General features: G+C 57.1%; 19 protein-coding genes. 14 read left to right on the top strand and 5 right to left on the bottom strand.

Features of this window, described 5'->3' with window-relative positions:
• Positions 1–107 precede the first annotated feature (107 nt).
• The 13 genes from SR894_RS06470 to SR894_RS06410 all read left to right on the top strand — a co-directional run bounded on the left by SR894_RS06470 (position 108) and on the right by SR894_RS06410 (position 12,924).
• Complete coding sequence (locus SR894_RS06470; RefSeq protein ID WP_223288207.1) at positions 108–2,393, top strand: bifunctional salicylyl-CoA 5-hydroxylase/oxidoreductase; 2,286 nt, start codon at positions 108–110, stop codon at positions 2,391–2,393.
• Positions 2,390–3,160 carry an SDR family NAD(P)-dependent oxidoreductase gene (locus SR894_RS06465; protein ID WP_223288208.1) on the top strand — a complete coding sequence of 257 codons (771 nt, stop codon included), beginning with the start codon at positions 2,390–2,392 and terminating at the stop codon, positions 3,158–3,160. The genes SR894_RS06470 and SR894_RS06465 overlap by 4 nt, the downstream gene beginning before the upstream one ends.
• Positions 3,157–3,645, top strand: coding sequence for a MarR family winged helix-turn-helix transcriptional regulator (locus SR894_RS06460; protein ID WP_223288209.1), 489 nt, complete (start codon positions 3,157–3,159; stop codon positions 3,643–3,645). Before SR894_RS06465 ends, SR894_RS06460 begins: the two co-directional genes overlap by 4 nt.
• Positions 3,646–3,697: 52 nt before the next feature.
• Positions 3,698–4,501, top strand: coding sequence for an enoyl-CoA hydratase family protein (locus SR894_RS06455; protein WP_413614111.1), 804 nt, complete (start codon positions 3,698–3,700; stop codon positions 4,499–4,501).
• On the top strand, positions 4,501–5,634 hold the full coding sequence (locus SR894_RS06450; RefSeq protein WP_223288211.1) for an acyl-CoA dehydrogenase family protein: 1,134 nt from the start codon (positions 4,501–4,503) through the stop codon (positions 5,632–5,634). Before SR894_RS06455 ends, SR894_RS06450 begins: the two co-directional genes overlap by 1 nt.
• A 127-nt stretch (positions 5,635–5,761) precedes the next feature.
• Complete coding sequence (locus tag SR894_RS06445; protein WP_223288212.1) at positions 5,762–7,459, top strand: benzoate-CoA ligase family protein; 1,698 nt, start codon at positions 5,762–5,764, stop codon at positions 7,457–7,459.
• Between the two features lie 41 nt (positions 7,460–7,500).
• Positions 7,501–8,643 carry an ABC transporter substrate-binding protein gene (locus SR894_RS06440; protein WP_223288213.1) on the top strand — a complete coding sequence of 381 codons (1,143 nt, stop codon included), beginning with the start codon at positions 7,501–7,503 and terminating at the stop codon, positions 8,641–8,643.
• 63 nt (positions 8,644–8,706) lie between these two features.
• Entirely contained in the window at positions 8,707–9,627 is a 921-nt protein-coding gene (locus SR894_RS06435; protein WP_133730300.1) for a branched-chain amino acid ABC transporter permease, read from the top strand.
• Positions 9,620–10,660 (top strand): branched-chain amino acid ABC transporter permease, encoded by a 1,041-nt coding sequence (locus tag SR894_RS06430; RefSeq protein ID WP_223288214.1) that lies wholly within the window; start codon positions 9,620–9,622, stop codon positions 10,658–10,660. Before SR894_RS06435 ends, SR894_RS06430 begins: the two co-directional genes overlap by 8 nt.
• Positions 10,653–11,405, top strand: coding sequence for an ABC transporter ATP-binding protein (locus SR894_RS06425; RefSeq protein WP_133730299.1), 753 nt, complete (start codon positions 10,653–10,655; stop codon positions 11,403–11,405). The genes SR894_RS06430 and SR894_RS06425 overlap by 8 nt, the downstream gene beginning before the upstream one ends.
• Positions 11,398–12,078 (top strand): ABC transporter ATP-binding protein, encoded by a 681-nt coding sequence (locus tag SR894_RS06420; protein WP_133730298.1) that lies wholly within the window; start codon positions 11,398–11,400, stop codon positions 12,076–12,078. Before SR894_RS06425 ends, SR894_RS06420 begins: the two co-directional genes overlap by 8 nt.
• Positions 12,079–12,091: 13 nt before the next feature.
• Positions 12,092–12,499 (top strand): acyl-CoA thioesterase, encoded by a 408-nt coding sequence (locus SR894_RS06415; protein ID WP_223288215.1) that lies wholly within the window; start codon positions 12,092–12,094, stop codon positions 12,497–12,499.
• Between the two features lie 11 nt (positions 12,500–12,510).
• Entirely contained in the window at positions 12,511–12,924 is a 414-nt protein-coding gene (locus SR894_RS06410; RefSeq protein WP_133730296.1) for a RidA family protein, read from the top strand.
• A 202-nt stretch (positions 12,925–13,126) separates the two neighbouring features.
• Here the strand turns inward: SR894_RS06410 and SR894_RS06405 are convergent, their stop codons facing one another.
• The 5 genes from SR894_RS06405 to SR894_RS06385 form a co-directional block, all read right to left on the bottom strand.
• On the bottom strand, positions 13,127–13,990 hold the full coding sequence (locus tag SR894_RS06405) for an alpha/beta hydrolase (protein WP_223288216.1): 864 nt from the start codon (positions 13,988–13,990) through the stop codon (positions 13,127–13,129).
• Between the two features lie 27 nt (positions 13,991–14,017).
• The gene (locus tag SR894_RS06400; RefSeq protein ID WP_223288217.1) at positions 14,018–14,518 is read right to left on the bottom strand and encodes a disulfide bond formation protein B; all 501 of its coding nucleotides are present in this window, start codon (positions 14,516–14,518) and stop codon (positions 14,018–14,020) included.
• A complete protein-coding gene (gene gshA / locus SR894_RS06395; protein ID WP_223288218.1) occupies positions 14,515–16,155 on the bottom strand; it encodes a glutamate--cysteine ligase in 1,641 nt (546 codons plus the stop codon). Before gshA ends, SR894_RS06400 begins: the two co-directional genes overlap by 4 nt.
• A gap of 148 nt (positions 16,156–16,303) precedes the next feature.
• The gene (locus SR894_RS06390) at positions 16,304–18,661 is read right to left on the bottom strand and encodes a Tex family protein (RefSeq protein WP_133730292.1); all 2,358 of its coding nucleotides are present in this window, start codon (positions 18,659–18,661) and stop codon (positions 16,304–16,306) included.
• An 80-nt stretch (positions 18,662–18,741) separates the two neighbouring features.
• Complete coding sequence (locus SR894_RS06385) at positions 18,742–18,972, bottom strand: DUF1127 domain-containing protein (protein WP_133730291.1); 231 nt, start codon at positions 18,970–18,972, stop codon at positions 18,742–18,744.
• A gap of 122 nt (positions 18,973–19,094) precedes the next feature.
• On the opposite strand from SR894_RS06385, the gene SR894_RS06380 reads away from it, so the two are divergent.
• Positions 19,095–19,955, top strand: coding sequence for a LysR substrate-binding domain-containing protein (locus SR894_RS06380; protein WP_223288219.1), 861 nt, complete (start codon positions 19,095–19,097; stop codon positions 19,953–19,955).
• Positions 19,956–20,217: the final 262 nt, after the last annotated feature.

The following is a 20,217-nucleotide window of genomic DNA, read 5'->3' as shown; positions in this document are numbered from 1 at the left end:
CACGCCTACTCACAGAAAAATACTTTAAGCTTAAAAAGTTTATGCTTGAATTTTATAAAACCTTCTCCTATCTTCAGAAAAGAGTGTGTTTCCAGTGGAGAATAAAAATGAGAATCGCCTGCCTGGGTGGAGGGCCTGCCGGCCTCTATTTCGCTATCAGCGTGAAGTTACACGACCCCTCCCATGAGATGGTGGTGATTGAGCGCAACCGTGCAGACGACACTTTCGGTTGGGGAGTGGTGCTGTCAGACGAAACCCTCGACAACCTGGCCGCCAACGACCCGGTCAGCGCAGAGCGAATTCGCGAGCATTTCGCCTATTGGGATGACATTGCCGTTGTTCATAAAGGGGTAGGAACGGTCTCTACCGGCCACGGCTTCTGCGGCATTGGCCGCCGCCAACTGCTGATTCTGCTCCAAGAGCGCGCTCGTGAGCTGGGCGTAGAGATGCGCTTTGAAACCGATATAACGGAAGCCTCCATTGAGCAGCTTCGTCGTGAATATGACCTGGTACTGGCCGCCGACGGTCTCAACTCCCGCACCCGCCAAACTTACGCCGAACACTTCAAGCCCGACATTGATGTACGGGCGTGTAAGTTCGTTTGGCTGGGTACCCATCAAACCTTCAACGATGCCTTCACCTTTATTTTCGAGAAGACCGAGCATGGTTGGGTATGGGCCCACGCCTATCAGTTTGATAAGGATACGGCGACCTTTATCGTTGAGTGCAGTGAAGCCACCTGGCAGGCGTTTGGCTTTGGCGAAATGAACCAGCAGGAATCCATTGCCGTCTGCGAGCGTATCTTTGCCAAGCATCTTGACGGCCACGCGCTGATGACCAACGCCAACCATATTCGTGGCTCGGCGTGGATAAACTTTCCACGAGTACTCTGCGAACGCTGGAGCTATGAGAACGTGGTGCTGATGGGTGACGCCGCCGCCACCGCGCATTTCTCAATCGGCTCCGGCTCCAAGCTCGCCCTGGAGAGCGCCATTGCACTGGCTAATTACTTGCACAGTGAAAGCAGCATGCAAGCTGCCGTCGCTCGCTATGAAGAAGACCGCCGTTTCGAGGTGCTGCGCCTTCAGTCGGCGGCGCGCAACTCCACCGAGTGGTTTGAGCAAATCGAACGTTACCTGGATCTCGACCCGGTACAGTTCAACTACTCGCTGTTAACCCGTTCCCAGCGCATTAGCCACGAAAACTTACGGGTGCGCGACCCAAATTGGCTGGAGAGCGCAGAGCGCTGGTTTCAAACCCAGGCGGGCAACCCTGGCAGCGCCCGCGCACCGATGTTTGCGCCTTATCAACTGCGCGATATGACCCTGGTTAATCGCGTGGTGGTCTCCCCAATGGCCCAGTATAAAGCCGTCGATGGCTGCCCTACCGATTGGCACTTTAGCCACTACGCAGAGCGCGCCAAGGGTGGCGCAGGCCTGGTATACACCGAGATGACTTGCGTCAGCCCCACCGGGCGAATTACCCCCGGCTGCCCAGGCTTATACGCCCCCGAACATGAATCAGCGTGGAAGCGTCTTTGTGATTTCGTGCACACGGAAACCAAGGCCAAGCTGTGCGCCCAAATCGGCCACTCAGGAGCAAAAGGCTCTACTCAACTGGGCTGGCAGGAAATGGATGCCCCGCTTGCGGATGGCAATTGGCCAATATTGGCAGCTTCAGCACAGCCCTGGTCAGCGCGCAATCAAGTACCCAAAGCCATGGATCGGCGCGATATGGATCGCGTGCGCGACGAGTTCGTTAGCGCGGCGCAGATGGCCGATCACGCAGGTTTCGACATGATCGAGATCCACGCCGCCCACGGCTACCTGCTCTCTTCGTTTATCACGCCATTAACCAACCACCGTGACGATGAGTATGGCGGTTCACTGGATAACCGGCTGCGCTACCCGCTTGAAGTGATCAACGCCGTGCGTCGCGTTTGGCCTGCCCATAAGCCGCTGTCGGTGCGCATTTCTGCCAACGACTGGTGCGGCGCTGAAGGCATCACCCCCGACGATGCGGTAGAGATCGCCAAACGGCTGCGCGACGCGGAGGTGGATATTGTCGATGTCTCTGCCGGGCAAACTTCAACCCAGGCCAAACCGGTCTATGGGCGCATGTTCCAAACGCCCTTCTCTGACCGGATTCGTAATGAGACGCCAATCGCCACCATGGCGGTGGGCAATATCTATCAGGCCGACCATGTGAACTCGATTCTGATGGCTGGGCGCGCCGACTTAGTCTGTATCGCTCGCCCTCATCTTGCCGACCCCTACTGGCTACTGCACGTTGCTGCGGGGCTGGGCGATAGTGAGGTGGAGTGGCCGGCGCCCTACCGAGCCGGCGCCGATCAGCTACAGCGCTTGGCTGAACGTGGCGAGGGTTGGGTATGAGCCAATCCGATAGAAACTCGGCAGCGAACAGCCTGGCAGGCAAGCGGGCGGTGATTACCGGCGGCGGCAGCGGTATCGGTGCCGATATGGCCCTGGCCTTTGCTCAAGCAGGCGCCGACGTCACCATTACCGGCCGTCGGGAGGCTGCTCTTCAAGCCGTCGCCGAGCAGCACAACGCCATTCACTTCGCGGTGGTCGATGTCACCGACGAAGCCGCCATGGTGGCGCTATTCGAGAAGATCGGCAGTGTGGATATCGTTATTGCCAACGCCGGGGCGGCAGAGAGCGCGCCGTTCGCCAAGACCTCCTTCGAGCAGTGGCAGCGCATGTTGAACGTCAACCTTAGCGGAGTGTTTCTGACCCTGCGCGAGGGCTTGAAGCAGTTGAACGACGGCGGGCGCCTTATCGCCGTTGCCTCCACTGCGGGCCTTAAAGGTTACGCATATGTGGGCGCTTACTGCGCGGCAAAGCATGGCGTAGTGGGGTTGGTACGTTCTCTGGCGGCTGAAACCGCCACCCGCGATATGACCGTTAATGCGCTCTGCCCCGGCTTTACCGATACGCCGTTACTGGCCGCCAGCGTGGAGAATATTGTGACCAAAACCGGCCAGTCAGCCGAACAAGCCACCGCGCACTTTCAATCGACCAACCCCACCGGCCGCTTAGTCACACCTGCGGAAGTCACCGCAACGGCCCTATGGCTATGCGGGCCTAACAGTGGCGCAATAAACGGACAGGCGATCTCAATCTCAGGAGGAGAGGTATGACAGCCGAGGGTCTAGAAAAAAACGGTGTAGAAAAGAAAGGCTTAAGCAAGGAGCGCCTGCGCTTATGGCTGCGCATGCTGCGGGTTACCCGTCAGGTGGAGTCCGAGCTGCGTGAACGCCTGCGCACTGAGCATGACTCTACGCTGCCGCGTTTTGATGTGATGGCCGCGCTATATGCCGCGGAGGAGGGCCTAAAAATGAACGAGCTCTCCAAGCGGCTGCGGGTTTCCAACGGCAACGTCACCGGCATTATTGACCGCTTAGTAGAGGATGGCGCCGTGGAGCGTATTGCCATTGAGGGCGACCGGCGCGCCACGCGGGTCTGCCTGACCAGCACTGGTCGCGAAAGCTTCAGGGCCATGGCCGTTGAGCATGAGCGCTGGATCAATGCGCTGTTTGAGGGGGTAACCGAAGAGGACGCTCACCACATAGGCGAACTGCTGCACCGCTTGCCGACTGCCTCTAAAGACGCCTCCTTATCTTAACGACGGCGGCACAGATTAATCACTGACAGGCGAGAACAAGAGTATGAAGAGCATGGCTGACTTAGCCCCCGAGCATTTTATTTGGGAAATGAGAGGTGGTGTCGCCGTTATCCGGTTGAATCGCCCAGAGCGCAAGAACCCACTGACCTTTGAGAGCTACGCTGAGCTGCGCGATACCTTCCGTGACCTGGTCTATGCCTCGGATGTGCATGCCGTGGTGTTTACCTCCAACGGCGAGAACTTCTGCTCCGGCGGCGACGTACACGAAATCATCGGCCCCCTGGTGGGCAAGGATATGAAGGGCCTGCTCGAGTTCACCCGCATGACCGGGGATCTGGTCAAGGCCATGCTCAACTGCGGCAAACCGATCATTGCCGCGGTGGACGGCATTTGCGTGGGTGCAGGGGCAATTATCGCCATGTCCTCGGATATTCGCTTTGCCACCCCTCGCGCCAGCACAGCATTCCTGTTTACCCGGGTGGGCTTGGCGGGCTGCGATATGGGCGCCTGCGCCATGCTACCGCGCATTATCGGCCAGGGCCGCGCCGCCGACCTGCTCTACAGCGGCCGCAGCATGAGTGCCGAGGAAGGTCTGCAGTGGGGCTTCTACAACCGTGTGGTCGAATCGGACGCTCTCGAAGAAGACGCCATCGCCTACGCCACCCGGCTGGCTAGTGGGCCCACCTTTGCCCACAGCATTACCAAGACCCAGCTAAATCAGGAGTGGTCCATGAGCCTGGAGCAGGCCATCGAATCAGAAGCCCAGGCCCAGGCGATCTGCATGCAGACCAACGATTTCGCGCGCGCCTACCACGCCTTTGTAGCCAAACAAAAACCTGAGTTCAAGGGGGACTGATGAGCGACACGAGCTTTCTAGCGTGGCCCTTTTTCGAGGCCAGGCACCGCGAACTTTCCCAGCAGCTCGAAGCGTGGTGCCGCTCTGAACTTCCCCGCGACCACAGCGACGTGGATACCACCTGTATTCAACTGGTACGCGATTTAGGCAAGGCCGGGTTTCTGGAAGGCACAGCGGGCGAGCATATCGATGTGCGCAGTCTCTGCCTGATCCGTGAAACCCTGGCTCGCCATGATGGCCTGGCCGATTTTTCATTTGCCATGCAGGGGCTGGGAACCGGCGCCATCAGCCTTTATGGCAGCGATGAACAGAAGCAGTGGCTGGACAAAACCCGGCGTGGTGAAGCCATTTCCGCGTTTGCCCTAAGCGAGCCACGCTCGGGATCTGATGTGGCCCAACTGGATACTACCGCCGAGCGCGATGGCGACAGCTACCGCTTAAATGGCGAAAAGATCTGGATCTCTAACGGCGGCATCGCCGACATCTACACGGTCTTTGCCCGCACCGGCGAAGATCCCGGTGCCAAAGGCCTTTCGGCCTTTTTAGTGCCTGCCGACACACCCGGACTGGAGATTCGTGAGCGCCTGGAGTCGGTGGCACCTCACCCGCTGGCACGGCTGGGCTTCAACGATATGGTGCTGCCTGCTAGCGCCTTGATCGGCAAGCCTGGGCAGGGCTTTAAGATCGCCATGTCGGTGCTGGACGTTTTCCGCTCCACGGTTGGCGCGGCAGCCCTGGGCTTCGCCCGCCGGGCACTGGAAGAGTCGCTCTCCCGCAGCCGCTCCCGGGAGCTGTTTGGCGCCACTCTTGCTGATCTACAAATGGTGCAGGGCCACTTGGCCGATATGGCGCTAAACGTGGATGCCGCCGCCCTTCTGGTTTACCGCGCTGCTTGGACGAAAGATCAAGGCGCGGAGCGGGTAACTCGCGAAGCGGCAATGGCCAAGCTATTTGCCACCGACCAGGCCCAGCAGGTGATTGACCAGGCAGTACAGCTTCACGGCGGCGACGGCGTTCGCAAAGGCCATATTATCGAAAGCCTCTATCGGGAAATCCGCGCGCTGCGTATTTATGAAGGTGCCTCAGATGTACAAAAAGTAGTCATCGCCCGCAGCATGCTCGCGGAAGAGTAAATAGCAAAAAACCGTACAGTAGCTCTCAAAAACAATAAAACACAACGCCAGACACCGTATCCCTGATAACGCCTCACGCAGAGGCGTCGTCAGGAATAAACAACGACACCAAATACGGAGGTTGGTCATGTACATCCAGTCGGCCCATGCTGATACTTTTGCGCGGGATAACCTGCCACCCACTGATTGTCAGCCTGAGTTCCTGCTCGCGGGCTACAATTATCCCCAACGACTTAACGCGGGCGTTGAACTCTGCGACCGGCTGCTCGACCAGGGTTACGGTGAACGAATTGCCTTAGCGGGCAATGGCCGTCGTCGCACCTATCAAGAGCTCACCGAGTGGACCAACCGCCTTGCTCACGTGCTAGTCGAAGACCTGGGCGTGGTTCCCGGCCAGCGGGTATTGATCCGTTCGGCGAACAACCCGGCCATGGTGGCCTGCTGGCTGGCCGCCACCAAGGCCGGCGCCGTGGTGGTCAACACCATGCCGATGCTGCGCACCAAAGAGCTATGCCAGGTAATCGATAAAGCGGCAATCAGCCTCGCCCTCTGCGATACCCGCCTGCTCGATGAACTGATTGAGTGCCAACAACATAGCCCGGCGCTCAAACGTGTGGTTGGCTTTGATGGCACAGCTAACCACGACGCAGAGCTTGACCGTTTAGCGCTGGGCAAACCCGCCTCCTTTAAAGCGGTGGATACCGCCGCCGACGATGTGGCGCTGCTGGGGTTTACCTCTGGCACTACCGGCTCACCCAAAGCCACCATGCACTTTCACCGCGACCTGCTGGTCATTGCCGACGGCTACGCCAAGGAAGTCCTACAGGTAACACCCGAGGACGTGTTCGTCGGTTCGCCGCCGCTGGCATTTACCTTTGGCCTGGGCGGGCTGGCCATTTTCCCGCTGCGCTTCGGCGCCACCGCCGTACTACTCGAACACGCCTCCCCGCCCAATATGATGGACATTATCCGCGAGTATCAGGCCACGGTGGTCTTCACCGCACCGACGGCCTACCGGGCGATGCTGTCGGCGCCTACCAGCCATGAGGATTTGAGCAGTCTGCGCGTGGCGGTTTCCGCTGGCGAAACCCTGCCCGCACCGATTTATCATGACTGGATCAAGCAAACCGGTACGCCCATCCTCGATGGCATCGGCGCGACAGAGATGCTGCACATCTTTATCTCCAACCGTCTGGATGACCATCGCCCCAGCTGTACCGGCAAGCCGGTGACCGGTTACGAAGCGCGTATTGTTGATGACGAGATGAATGATGTGCCCCACGGCACGGTCGGCAAACTGGCCGTGCGCGGCCCTACCGGCTGCCGCTACCTGGCCGATAAGCGCCAGCAAAAGTATGTAAAGGCGGGCTGGAATATCACCGGTGATGCGTTTTACCAGGATGAGGTGGGTTACTTCCACTTCGCAGCCCGCAACGACGACATGATCGTCTCGGCAGGCTATAACATCGCAGGCCCCGAGGTGGAAGCAGCCCTGCTGGCTCACCCTGCCGTGAAAGAGTGCGCGGTGATCGGAGCGCCCAGCCAGGAGCGCGGCCAAATTGTCGAGGCTTTTGTTGTTCTAAACGATGGTTTTCAGCAAGATGAAGAGTGTCAGCAAATGTTGCAGGACTTCGTGAAGCAGACCATCGCGCCGTATAAGTACCCTCGCTCCATACGATTTATCGAGGCACTACCTAAAACACCCACGGGTAAGGTTCAGCGCTTTCGGCTGAGCCAGGAGCACTACCTGAGCGCTGGCTCTCCTGACATCAATGTGAATAGCACTAACATCAACAGCACCAAAACTAATAGCACCAACGCATGACCCTCTAAGTAATAAACGATTAAAAAAATGAGGAATGATCCATGAAAATGATATCCCGCTTTGGCCTTGGCTTACTGCTCTCCTCCAGCCTGGTAACGGCTCACGCTGATGACGTCAAGATCGGCATGATCACCACCCTCTCAGGCGGCGGTTCGCACCTGGGTGTGGACGTTCGCGACGGTTTCATGCTGGCCCTTGAGCAGTCGGGCCGCGACGACGTGGAAGTGCTGATTCAGGATGACGCGAGACGCCCCGACCTGGCACGCACGCTGGCCAACGAGTTTATGCAGCGTGATGAGGTCGATATTCTTACTGGCATTATCTGGTCCAACCTGGCAATGGCGGTCGTTCCTTCGGTGGTACGCCAGGGCACCTTCTACCTGTCACCTAATGCTGGGCCCTCCGATTTGGCAGGGCGAATGTGCCACGAGAACTACTTCAACGTCGCTTACCAGAACGACAACCTGCACGGCGCCATGGGTGCCTACATGCGCGAAGAGGGGTATGAGCGCCCCATCATCATGGCGCCCAACTACCCTGCTGGCACCGATGCACTGGCAGGCTTCAAACACCTTTATGAGGGTGAGGTCGTTGGCGAGCTTTACACCCAAATGGGCCAGACCGACTACGCGGCTGAAATTGCCCAGATTCGCGATAGCGATGCCGACAGCTTGTTCTTCTTCTTACCCGGCGGTATGGGCATCTCGTTTATGAAGCAGTGGGAAAGCTCCGGTGTCGATATGCCGATCTTTGGCGCCGCCTTCTCGTTTGATGAAATCCTCATCAAAGCGGTAGGCAGTGCGGCGATAGGCGCACGCAACACCTCGCTATGGGCCTATGACCTGGAAAACGAGGCCAACGATCGCTTTGTAGAGGGCTTCCGGGAAGCCTATGACCGCACGCCAACGCTATACGCGGCACAAGGTTACGACACCGCCAACCTGATTCTTAGCGCGCTTGAAACTGCACACCCCGATGACAAAGACGCCTTCCGCGAGGCGCTGCGGGCCGCTGACTTTGACAGCGTACGCGGTGAGTTCCGCTTCGGCCCCAACCAGCACCCAATCCAGGATATTTACGTGCGCGAAGTGGTGGAGGGTGACGATGGTGAGCCCACCAATCGCCTGATTGGTATCGCTATTGAAGATATTCAGGACGTCTATTACGAACAGTGCCAGATGTAATGCCGACTCGGCTGGGTGTAGCCACCCAGCCTTTTCTCTTTACCTTCGCTAAGGATGCCCAACGTGTCCGTTACTCTGCTGATAGAGCAATTACTGAACGGCGTGCAGCTTGGCACGATGCTGTTTTTGATGGCCAGCGGCCTCACTTTGGTGTTTGGGGTGATGGGGCTGATCAATCTTGCCCATGGCTCTTTTTATATGGTGGGCGCCTACGCCACGGCAGCGGTGACTGCCTCAACGGGCTCTTTTCTGATTGGACTGGCTGCTGGGATGACCGCGGCCGCCCTGGTAGGTGCACTGGTAGAGCTGTTGGTAATACGTCGGCTTTACCATCGCCCTCACCTTGATCAAGTATTGGCAACCTTTGCGCTAATACTGATCTTCTCAGAAGGCACGCGCTGGATTTTTGGTTCTTCACCCCTATGGTTGAGTCCTCCTTCTTGGCTGACGGGGTTTGTCACCCTGCCAGGTGATACCCGCTACCCCATCTATCGGCTGATGTTGATTGGAGTGGGTATCGCTATTTCGATTGCCCTTTACTTGCTTATCTCGCGAACTCGACTCGGTATGCGCATTCGGGCAGGTGAAAGCGATCGCGAAATGATTGGTGCGCTGGGGGTCAATATTTCAAAACTCTATACCTTGGTGTTTGCTTTGGGGGCGGCGTTAGCGGGTTTAGCCGGCGCGTTAGTAGGCGCATTGCAATCTGTACAGGTAGGTATGGGCGAGCCGGTGCTCATTTTAGCGTTTGTCGTGATCGTCATTGGCGGTATCGGCTCCATTAAAGGTGCGCTACTCGGTGCCCTGCTGGTGGGTATTGTCGACACCTTGGGTCGGGTCTATTTGCCTATCTTCTTTCAAACGTTTATGCCGCCGTCTGAGGCGACCGGCGTCGGTTCAGCGTTGGCCGCGATGCTGATCTATATCCTCATGGCCGTCATCCTTGCGTTCAAACCTAAGGGACTGTTCTCTGCCCATGACTAACAACACTTCCTTGTCCAAGAACGCCGCGCTAGCGCCCGAAGCGGATAGACCTTTTGACCGCAAAGGGCTGGTTCAGATGGCCCTACTCGGCCTGCTGTTACTGCTACCGGTGTTGGCTTATTTCTCAGGCCACATTTATTACGTCAATCTGGCCTCGCGTATCACCATTATTGCCATGGCGGCCGTTGGCCTTAACCTGGCCATTGGCTATGGGGGCATGGTGAGCTTTGGCCACGCGGCCTATTTCGGCCTAGGTGGCTATGTGGCAGGCATCAGTGCTTATCACGCTTTTGATATGACCCCATTTATGACGTGGCCTTTCGGCGTGCCGGGCAGCGACAATTTACTGGTGGTTTGGCTCGCGGCGGTTCTCCTCTGCGCGCTACTGGCGCTGGCCATCGGCGCCATTTCCCTGCGCACTACCGGTGTCTATTTCATCATGATCACTCTCGCCTTTGCGCAGATGATCTACTATTTTGCCAACTCCTGGCCCACCTATGGCGGCGAGGATGGCCTGCCGATTTACATACGTAACACCTTGCCGCTAGTCGATAGCAGCAATGCACTCACCTATTTCCTGATCTGTTTTATTGGCTTGGTGCTGGCTATGGCGATTACCTCACGGATGATGAAATCCCGTTTTGGCGCTGCCTTGACCATGGCACGGCTTAATGATGTGCGCCTAGCTACCGCGGGGATCAGCCCCTACCCCATTCGCTTGGCAGCCTTTGTCATCTCTGCGGCGATTACCGGGCTTGCTGGTGCGCTCTATGCGGACCTCAACGGCTTTGTTAGCCCCACAATGCTCAGCTGGCACTTCTCCGGGGAACTGATGGTCATCGTCATTTTGGGCGGCGTTGGGCGTCTTTACGGCCCGTTAGCCGGTGCGGTGCTGTTTGTGATGATGGAAACCTTTCTGGGGGGAGTCACCCAGTATTGGCAACTCTTCCTGGGGCTTGTACTGCTTGGAGTGGTGCTGTTTGCCAAGCACGGCGTGATGGGATGGCTAGCAGGGAGAGAACGCAATGAGTGAGGTCGTCCTTTCACTGCAAAATCTGCATAAACGTTTTGGAGCACTGCAGGCGACTAACGATGTCTCGTTAGATCTTAAGCAGGGCGAAATCCACGCGCTAATAGGCCCGAACGGAGCGGGTAAATCGACCCTGATCGGGCAAATAGCCGGTAGCCTGCGTCCTGATGAGGGCCGCGTTTATCTAACCGACACCGAAATGACCGGCATGAGCATTGCTCAACGTGCGCGCCTTGGGCTGGGGCGTAGTTTTCAGGTCTCATCGCTGGCCGAGCCGCTTTCGGTCATGCGTAATGTGATGATGGGCGTTCAAGCGTTACAGAGTCACAGTTTTCGCTTCTGGAAACCCGTTGCCCGCGACCGGAATCTGCTGGATCCCGCCTACGAAGCGCTGGAGCGTATGCAGCTTAGTCACCGCGCTTGGACGCCGGTATTTGAACTTTCCCATGGGGAGCGCCGCCAGGTTGAGGTGGCTTGCGCTCTGGCGCTCAAACCCCGCGCCCTGCTGCTCGATGAACCCATGGCAGGCTTGGGCCCAGAAGGCTCGGCGAAGCTAACCGAGCTGCTGGAGGCGCTTAAGCTGGAAGTGCCCATCCTGCTGATAGAGCACGATATGGAGGCGGTGTTTCGGCTTGCCGACCGCATTTCAGTACTGGTCTCCGGTAGTGTTATCGCCCATGGGGATAGCCAGGCGATTAAGCAGAACCCGCGCGTCCGGGAAGCCTACCTGGGAGATTCCGATGCTTAAAGTTGCCAATATTGAAACGTTTTATGGCCCCTCTCAGGCGCTATTCGGCGTTAATCTCGAAGTAAACGCTGGAGAAATGGTCGCCTTGATGGGGCGCAATGGTATGGGTAAAACCACCACTATTCGCTCGATATTCGGCCTAACCCCGGCCAGCCGCGGCACCATTGAGTTTGAATCCCAGAACCTACGCCGACTGCCCGCCTACCGCATCGCGAAAGCGGGGCTTGGTTTGGTGCCGGAGGGACGCCGCTGCTTCCCCAATTTGTCGGTGCGCGAAAACCTGTTAGTGACGGCACGACCGGGTGAGTGGACGCTGGAGAAGGTAGAAACGCTGTTTCCGCGCCTGGAGGAGCGCCGTGCGCAAATGGCCAAAACGCTCTCTGGCGGTGAGCAGCAGATGCTGGCCATTGGCCGGGCGCTGATGACCAATCCGCGTCTACTAGTGCTGGATGAGGCTACCGAAGGCTTAGCACCGGTTATTCGTCAGGAGATCTGGCGGGCGATTCGCCTGCTCAAGGAGCAAGGCCAGGCCACGCTGCTGGTGGATAAGTCGTTAAGCGAAATCCTGCCCATCGCCGACCGCTGCACCATCCTGGAAAAAGGCTGCACGGCGTGGGAGGGCAAACCCGCCGCGCTGGACAGCGCCATTCGTGACCGTTATCTGGGCGTGTAGGGAGGAGAAAACAGTGGCGTTTACTACCCAGCGAAAAGTCCGTTTCCAGCACTGTGATCCGGCGGGTATCGTTTTTTACCCCCGCTATTTCGAGATGATTAACTCCGTGGTGGAGGATTGGTTTGAGGAGATCGTGCAGAGCGATTTTAACCAACTGCATGTGGAGAGCGGCACCGGGGTTCCTACCGCCGCTATCGACACCCAGTTTCACGCGCCGAGCCGGTTAGGCGAACGACTCACCTTTGAGTTAGCGGTTCAAACCGTTGGGCGTAGTAGCCTGACGCTGCAAATCACTGCTTACTGCGGTGAGCAGAAGCGCCTAACCATTAATTCAACCCTTGTATATGTGGATCTAAATAGCGGTAAGCCAATGCCCTGGACAGAGGCTATGCGCCAGCACTTTATCGTTGAAAACCTATAAGGATAGCCATAATGAGTGACGCCAACTTTCATCAGCTTCTTCACCCTTCGCATTGGAAAGCAGCGGTCGGTTACGCTAACGGCGTGCTGGCTTCGGGCCAAACTGTGTTTGTAGGCGGCCAGATTGGTTGGAATGCCGACCAGGTATTTGAAAGTGATGACTTTGTCGTGCAAGTGAATCAGGCGCTGCAGAATATCGTGGCGATCTTAAAAGAGGCCAACGCAGGCCCGGAGCATATCGTGCGGTTGACCTGGTATGTGACGGACAAGCAGGAGTATCTGGCGCGGCTTAAGGAGGTGGGCGCTGCCTACCGTGAGGTGCTGGGTAAACATTTTCCGGCGATGACGATGGTTCAGGTGGCGGGGCTGGTTGAGGATCAGGCCAAGGTAGAAATCGAAGCGACTGCGGTGATTCCGGCCGTATAAAATTGCTTATTGAGAGATAACACTAAGCACAAGAACGGAATAGCCTGCAGCGGGGGTCTTTCGCCATGGCCGGAAAGTGTTCCCGACAATTCCGGCATTTCCGCCATCCATGGCGGTCAGATGGCGAAAGTAGCGCCCAGGGATGGGTTCACAGCGCCCCCGCGGAAGGCTATTGCGTTCCACTCATAGCTAAGGCGTGTTCTTATAACCCATGAAAATCTTTAATCCACTCAACGAAGCAGCCATCGTTAAGATAGTGTTCAAGAATCGAGAAGTGATCCACGTCGGGAAGTAGCTGCTGAGTCACTGTTTGGCCTTGCTGGCTCAAATGCTCAGCATAGCTGCTCATCTGGCGCTCGAACTCTTCTGACTCCAGCCCCCCTGCTACCAGCTTTATAGGCGCAGGTACTCGGCACGGCAGCCATAAGGGACTGAACTCCTGCACATCGCGCCCGCTGAGCTGAAGTTTGGGCTGCAGCCATGACCAAGGGAATGGCCGCAGGTCGTATAAACCGCTGATGCAGAGCGCGCCGCGAATCATTTGATTGGGTAAACCAAAAGCGCTTTCCCACTCCGTCGACATGAGCATCGCGCATAGATGCCCACCTGCCGAGTGCCCCGAAATACTCAGCTGCTCAGGATCAACGCCCAATTCAGCGGCATGGCGATAAACGTAGGCCACCGCTGCCTGGCTCTGCCGCACCAGCTCGCTAAAACGTACCTGCGGGCAGAGCGCGTAGTTGACCACCGCGACGGTTATCCCGGCGTTAACCAAGTCATCGACGATAAAGCTAAATTCACGATGACTTAGTGAACGCCAATAGCCGCCGTGGAAAAACACATGTACCGGTGCATTAGGCGTATCGGCATGAAAGATATCCATGCGCTCAGCAAGCGTTGGGCCATAAGGCAGATCGAGACTTACTTTGTGACTGGCGCGGTGGCGGTCACGAGATGCTTCGCTGCGCTCACGCCACGCCTTTACCAACACCAACGGATCTCGCCCCATCATCGGGTCGTAGGCGCGGTCGATCTCTTCCTGGGTCGTGAAGTGTCGATAAAGCATGCCGATCTCCTTATAGCTGCCTTACGGCTATCCCCGGCTCTTAGAAAACAGCATGCGCAGCGGGGCGAGAGCCAGGATGGCAAAACCGATCAGCGTCCAGGCGGGCAGCGAGAGGCCAAGTAAGGAGAAATCGATATTGGCGCACTCGCCTGAGCCGGTTAACACCATGGCCACCACGTCCTGCATGGGCAGAATATCCATCATGTAATCGAGCCCAGGGCCGCAGGAAGGTACTTCATCGGCGGGCAAACCTTGTAGCCAAACGTGACGGCCGGCGATAAAGGCACCAGTTCCCACAGCAGCCAGCGACAGCAGCCCGTAAATCACTTTGCCCACACGCCCGGCGGGGCTGTGGATAGCGGCAATGGCAAACACGATGCCCGCGGCGATCACCGCTACGCGCTGAAAGATACACAGCGGGCAGGGTTCATATCCGCCGATGTGCTCAAGCCCCAGGGCTACCGCCATCATTAAAACGCAGAAGGCTAAACCAGCCAGGGCGGCCGAGCGAAAGGAGTGCAGAATCATTGTCTAACCTCAGATGGCAGCGCCGACATGGCGCGGGACTCACGAGCTTTAGTGAAATAGGCCTGCAAGAACTCCTCGAAGGTCTCTTTATCAGCGGCTTCAATATCGTGCTGCTGCTGGTGTGAGGTCTCAATCAGCTGAGCAAGCAGCGCTTCACGACTGCGCTGCATCGGCGCGGCTTTTAACTGCTCGGCCTGCTCTTTGGCCAAGCTAAGCATCAAATCGCTTAGCGATCCGCCGTTCGCTTTTAACCGTTCCAGCACCTGGGCAGAAGGCGTTAGCGAAGGGTCTGCAAGGCGTGGTGCAAGGCTTGCCAGCGCGTCAGCATGCGGGCTCCCCTCTTCGACCGCATCCAGCAGGCGGGCAACTTCGCCCATCTCGGCGAAAATTTGTTCGCCCCACTTACGCACCGAGGTGGTTTCACCATGGTTGATTAGCATGAGTTCAGGATCACGGCCCCGCTCCACCACCCAACGGCGGTTGTCATCCAAGCGGTCACACTCTTCGTCGGAGATCCACGGGCTGTCGCTGAGCAGGCACCACATCAAAAAGGTGTCCACAAAGCGCATCTGGTCTTCAGTAACGCCCAGGGGGTCGAAGGGGTTTAAATCCAAACAACGTACTTCGATGTACTCCACCCCGCGGGCTTCGAGGGCTTGGCTAGGCGTTTCATTGTGCTTGGCGACCCGCTTGGGGCGAATATCGCTGTAGTACTCGTTCTCGATCTGGAGAATATTGGCGTTCAACTGACGCCACTCACCGTCCACATTAACGCCCATTTTTTCATAGTCGGGCCACGGTGAAGAGATGGCGTGACGCAGGGTATTAACGTAGTTAGACAGCGAGTTGAAACAGATTTTAAGCTGCGACTGTACTTTGTTTTGATAGCCCAGATCGGACATCCGCAGGGTCGTCGCGTATGGGGCAAAGTAGGTGTCGTCGCTAAGCGACTGAAGCTTTTCGGGTACCTTACCCTCAGGCAAAAAGCTCTTATCGACGGCCGGTGAAGCGCCAAACAGGTAGAGCAACAACCAGCTATGGCGGCGGAAGTGGCGGATCATGCCGAAATAGCGGGTGGAGCGGTAGTCGTTAAAGGGGATATTGTTGGCTTTTTCCAACTCGCGCAGTGCGTGCCACATGTCATCGGGCAGCGATACGTTGTAATGAACGCCTGCAATCGCCTGCATGATGCGGCCGTAACGCATGTCCAACCCTTTGCGGTAAACATGCTTCATGGTGCCCACGTTGGAGCTGCCATAATCGGCAATCGGCACGCTGTCGTTGCCGGATAGCCTAGAGGGCATGCTGCCGGGCCAGATCCACTCGTTTTGCAGATGGTGATAGGTAAAGGTATGCAGGTCAGATAGAAAGCACAGCGCTTCACCTGGCTGAGAGTAAACCGGCGTGATGTACTCTAACAGCGACTCTGAGTAGTCGGTGGTGATATGCGGGTGGGTTAATTTCGAACCCAGCGCGTACGGGTGCGGCGTTTGCGCAATGTGGCCAGTAGCATCAACCCGCAGCCCCTCTTTTTCAAGCCCACGACGCAGGCGGCCCAACCGACCAAGGCGCGCACTGGGTATCAGGCGCTCGACTTGCGCGGTCAGCGCGGATGGCACAGTGAGTGGTTCAGGCAAGGTGAACACTCCTTGTCAGTAAAGCCCGCCGTGAGCGGGCCTTGGTGTAGTCAGGTGGCATCGCCATCATCGCTGATTCAAAAACAGAAAACAGGATATGGCGGCAACGATCGTTTTTTCAAGACACCTTCGCTTCCAGGGCACGCGACTATTTGCCGCCACGCGCTTTCAGCAGCGCAGCACCCAGTGCACCCATAGGCTCCGGCGCTTCCGCTTTATTGGCGTTGTTACGCTGGTTTCGAGCCGGTTTACGGGCACCATTGTGTTGATCTTTAGGCGAGCCACTGAGCTTATTGGCACCGTTTTCAGCCTCAGGCTGGTCATCCAAACGCATCGATAGACCTACCCGTTTACGGGGGATATCGATGCTCATCACTTTAACGGTGACGATATCCCCTGCTTTGACTACGCTGCGCGGATCATCGATAAAACGATCAGATAGCGCCGAGATATGCACCAGGCCATCCTGATGAACGCCGATATCCACAAAAGCGCCGAAGTGGGTCACGTTGGTGACTGTGCCTTCGAGCACCATGGAAAGCTTGAGATCATTAAGGGTTTCGACCCCTTCGCGGAACTCAGCCGCTTTAAACTCAGGGCGAGGGTCGCGGCCGGGTTTATCCAGCTCTTTGAGGATATCGCTGACGGTGGGCACGCCGAAACGCTCATCGGCAAAATCGGCGGGCTTTAACGCTTTCAGAGCGGCGCTGTCGCCAATCAAGCCGCGCACTTCACGGCCGCTCTGCTTGGCGATACGTTCCACCAGTGGGTAGGCTTCCGGGTGGACGGCGCTGGCATCCAAGGGATTATCAGCATTGTGGATACGCAGGAAGCCCGCGCACTGCTCGAAGGTTTTGGCACCGAGGCGGCTCACTTCTAACAGCTCTTTACGGCTTTTGAAGGCGCCTTTGACATTGCGCTGGGCAACGATATTTTCGGCCAGCGCAGCACTCAGACCGGCTACCCGTGAGAGCAGTGCGCTGGAAGCGGTATTGAGGTCAACACCTACAGCGTTAACACAGTCCTCAATGACCACTTCCAGGCTACGCGATAGCTGCACCTGAGAAACATCGTGCTGGTACTGGCCCACACCGATGGATTTAGGCTCGATCTTAACCAGCTCGGCCAGCGGGTCTTGCAGGCGGCGGCCGATGGAAACAGCACCGCGGACGGTAACATCGAGATCCGGCATTTCCCGTGAGGCATACTCCGAGGCGGAGTAAACCGAGGCGCCTGCTTCAGAGACCATCACTTTGCTTAGCCGATGCGCTGGCGCCAGGGCTTTTAGCAGCTCCCCTGCGAGCTTGTCAGTTTCACGACTGGCGGTACCGTTACCCACCGCAATCAGCTCGACGCCGTGCTGTTTCACCAGCTTAGCCAGCACGTTCAAGGCTTCATTCCACTGGTTTTGCGGCGCATGGGGGTAGATAGTGGTGTGATCGACAAATTGCCCGGTAGCATCGATCACCGCAACCTTACAGCCGGTGCGCTGACCGGGGTCGATGGCAAGGGTGACTTTCTGCCCCGCCGGCGCGGCTAGCAGCAGGTCTTTTAGATTAGCCGCAAACACTTCAATGGCGGTAAGCTCGGCCTGTTCGCGTAGGCGACCCAGCAGCTCGGTCTCCAGTGCTGTATAGAGCTTCACCCGCCAGGTCCAGCGGACGACTTCGGCTAACCATTTATCTGCCGGTCGGCCCTGGTCGCTGATCCCAAACTGCTTGGCAATCGCCAACTGGGCGGGGTGAATGAGAGCTTCGTCTTCGCCGGGTAGACGAATCGACAGGCTCAACACGCCTTCGTTACGCGCTCGGAACATTGCCAAGGCGCGGTGTGATGGCGCTTTGGCGAGTTTCTCATCGTGTTCGAAATAGTCGGAGAATTTGGCGCCCTCCTGCTGCTTGCCATCCAGAACGCGGGCACTGAGCTCGCCCTCTTGCCACAGCCGTTCACGCAGTTGGCCGATGAGTTCGGGATCCTCGGCGAAGCGCTCCATCAAGATCTGCTTGGCGCCATCCAGGGCGGCTTTGGCATCTTCGATGGCAGGGATATCACCCTCAGTCGGACGCAGATAGTTTTCCGCTTCGCTTTCCGGATTAAGCGTTGGATCGGCAAGCAGCGCATCCGCCAACGGCTCAAGCCCTGCTTCGCGAGCGATTTGCGCTTTGGTGCGGCGTTTTTTCTTAAACGGCAGGTATAAATCTTCCAACCGTTGCTTGGTCTCGGCGGCGTCAATGCTGGCTTTCAGCGTAGCATCGAGCTTGCCCTGCTCATCAATGGCGACAAGTACCGCGGCGCGGCGCTCTTCCAACTCACGCAGATAGCGAAGACGTTCATCCAACTGGCGCAGCTGGATATCGTCCAGCGCGCCGGTGACTTCTTTACGGTAACGGGCAATAAACGGCACGGTGGCGCCGCCATCCAGCAGCTCCACCGTGGCAGATACTTGCTCGGGACGCACACCAAGCTCAGTGGCCAGGCGGGAAATAATACGCTGATTGACATCCATAAATTGCAACTAACTCATGCAGCATTTTTTAGTGCCAACAAGGTATCACAAACGCGCCACGGCTGGCATGACTTGCGGCTTCAGCGTCGCCACCCGTGGTCATCCCAGAACGGACGGCGTGACTCGCGCTGAACGGCTTCCCGGCTAATGCCAATATCTTTCAACATATCGTCGTTCAAATGGCGCAACGCATAGCGTTCACGACGCAGCTGCCGCCAGCGATAGAGCCTTTCCCGCCAGGTTACTTTTTTGTCGCACTGCTCCGCCTGCTGGCGCTGTACGTTTTGATGACTTGCGACTGAGCACTCCATTTCAACCTCCTTATAGCCGCTTACAACGGCATAGCAAATAAGCGTTGAAGGAAGTATTGAGCAGCGTCTAAAATCAATCCAACGAATACTCCTTATGCTCAACATCAGCAAGATTGATACTTATGGCTATGCTTCCCACGATCGATCACGAACTGCTACGTACCTTTGTTGCCATTGTTGATCAAGGCGGCTTTACCCGCGCCGCTCAGACGGTGAACCGCACCCAATCGGCAGTGAGTATGCAAATTAAGCGGTTGGAAGAGGACGTTATTCAGCGCCCGCTGTTTGTGCGCCAAAGCAAGCCGCTGCAGCTGACCAGCGAAGGCCATACGCTGCTGGGCTATGCGCGCAAGATTTTATCGCTGCAGGGAGAGGCGCTGACGCTGCTACGCCAGCCCGATATGGTGGGTCGTGTACGCCTGGGAGTGCCCGATGACTATGTGATGCGTTTTCTGCCCGGCATTCTGAAAACCTTCTCCCAAGCCTGGCCACTGGTAGATGTGGATGTGCACTGCGCGCCGTCTTCGGTACTCTCTCAGCAGCCTAAAGACAGCCTAGACCTGATCATTATGACCCGGGAAATTGGCGATGAGATTGGCACCATATTAAGACGGGAGCCCACGGTATGGGTCTCTGCTGAGAGCCACAGCACTCATTTACAGACACCGGTGCCCCTTGCCATGTTTGAGGCACCCTGCTTTTGTCGGCGTCACGCCTGCAATGCACTGGATCGCGCAGGCCGGGCCTATCGAGTCGCTTACAGCAGCCCAAGCTTGGCGACGTTACAGGCGGTTGTGGGGGCGGGATTGGCAGTGTCTGCCTGGATGCGCAGTTTAGTCACCGCCGACATGCAGATATTGGGTAAAATAGAAGGGTTTCCCGAACTGCCGGAAGCGTCCATCGTTTTGCAGCACACCTCCTCCACCCAGTCACCGATTATCGATAGCCTGGCCGAGCATATTGTTGAAGGGTTTAGGCTTTAATCTATGCCCGTTCTGATGCTGTACCTGCCTCCGAGCCCTTAGTAGCAGCTTGGCCAGCTCAACAGTGGCCAGTTCGCAATTCGTCTTCAGTAATTGAAGCTCCTCAGCACTCCAAATACTTCCCGGTTTGCCATCACTCTGGGAGCAGCACTTTTCAGCCAATCACCGCTAAGCTCCATAAGCTGTAAGACATCGCTTAAAATTTTGTAAGAGATCTCTTACAAACGTGTAAGAGATCCCTGTCACTTGCCCTCCAGGCCTT

The sequence above is a fragment of the Vreelandella neptunia genome, assembly GCF_034479615.1.
Lineage (GTDB): Bacteria > Pseudomonadota > Gammaproteobacteria > Pseudomonadales > Halomonadaceae > Vreelandella > Vreelandella neptunia.
The sequence above is the reverse complement of the archived record's forward strand: the minus strand, read 5'-3'. Positions and strand labels throughout refer to the sequence as shown.

Excerpts from the sequence above, each read along its gene's own strand:
- SR894_RS06470 (WP_223288207.1), top strand. The coding sequence starts at position 108 with ATGAGAATCGCCTGCCTGGGTGGAGGGCCTGCCGGCCTCTATTTCGCT.
- SR894_RS06465 (WP_223288208.1), top strand. The coding sequence starts at position 2,390 with ATGAGCCAATCCGATAGAAACTCGGCAGCGAACAGCCTGGCAGGCAAG.
- SR894_RS06460 (WP_223288209.1), top strand. The coding sequence starts at position 3,157 with ATGACAGCCGAGGGTCTAGAAAAAAACGGTGTAGAAAAGAAAGGCTTA.
- SR894_RS06455 (WP_413614111.1), top strand. The coding sequence starts at position 3,698 with ATGGCTGACTTAGCCCCCGAGCATTTTATTTGGGAAATGAGAGGTGGT.
- SR894_RS06450 (WP_223288211.1), top strand. The coding sequence starts at position 4,501 with ATGAGCGACACGAGCTTTCTAGCGTGGCCCTTTTTCGAGGCCAGGCAC.
- SR894_RS06445 (WP_223288212.1), top strand. The coding sequence starts at position 5,762 with ATGTACATCCAGTCGGCCCATGCTGATACTTTTGCGCGGGATAACCTG.
- SR894_RS06440 (WP_223288213.1), top strand. The coding sequence starts at position 7,501 with ATGAAAATGATATCCCGCTTTGGCCTTGGCTTACTGCTCTCCTCCAGC.
- SR894_RS06430 (WP_223288214.1), top strand. The coding sequence starts at position 9,620 with ATGACTAACAACACTTCCTTGTCCAAGAACGCCGCGCTAGCGCCCGAA.
- SR894_RS06425 (WP_133730299.1), top strand. The coding sequence starts at position 10,653 with ATGAGTGAGGTCGTCCTTTCACTGCAAAATCTGCATAAACGTTTTGGA.
- SR894_RS06420 (WP_133730298.1), top strand. The coding sequence starts at position 11,398 with ATGCTTAAAGTTGCCAATATTGAAACGTTTTATGGCCCCTCTCAGGCG.
- SR894_RS06410 (WP_133730296.1), top strand. The coding sequence starts at position 12,511 with ATGAGTGACGCCAACTTTCATCAGCTTCTTCACCCTTCGCATTGGAAA.
- SR894_RS06405 (WP_223288216.1), bottom strand. The coding sequence starts at position 13,990 with ATGCTTTATCGACACTTCACGACCCAGGAAGAGATCGACCGCGCCTAC.
- SR894_RS06400 (WP_223288217.1), bottom strand. The coding sequence starts at position 14,518 with ATGATTCTGCACTCCTTTCGCTCGGCCGCCCTGGCTGGTTTAGCCTTC.
- SR894_RS06390 (WP_133730292.1), bottom strand. The coding sequence starts at position 18,661 with ATGGATGTCAATCAGCGTATTATTTCCCGCCTGGCCACTGAGCTTGGT.
- SR894_RS06385 (WP_133730291.1), bottom strand. The coding sequence starts at position 18,972 with ATGGAGTGCTCAGTCGCAAGTCATCAAAACGTACAGCGCCAGCAGGCG.
- SR894_RS06380 (WP_223288219.1), top strand. The coding sequence starts at position 19,095 with ATGGCTATGCTTCCCACGATCGATCACGAACTGCTACGTACCTTTGTT.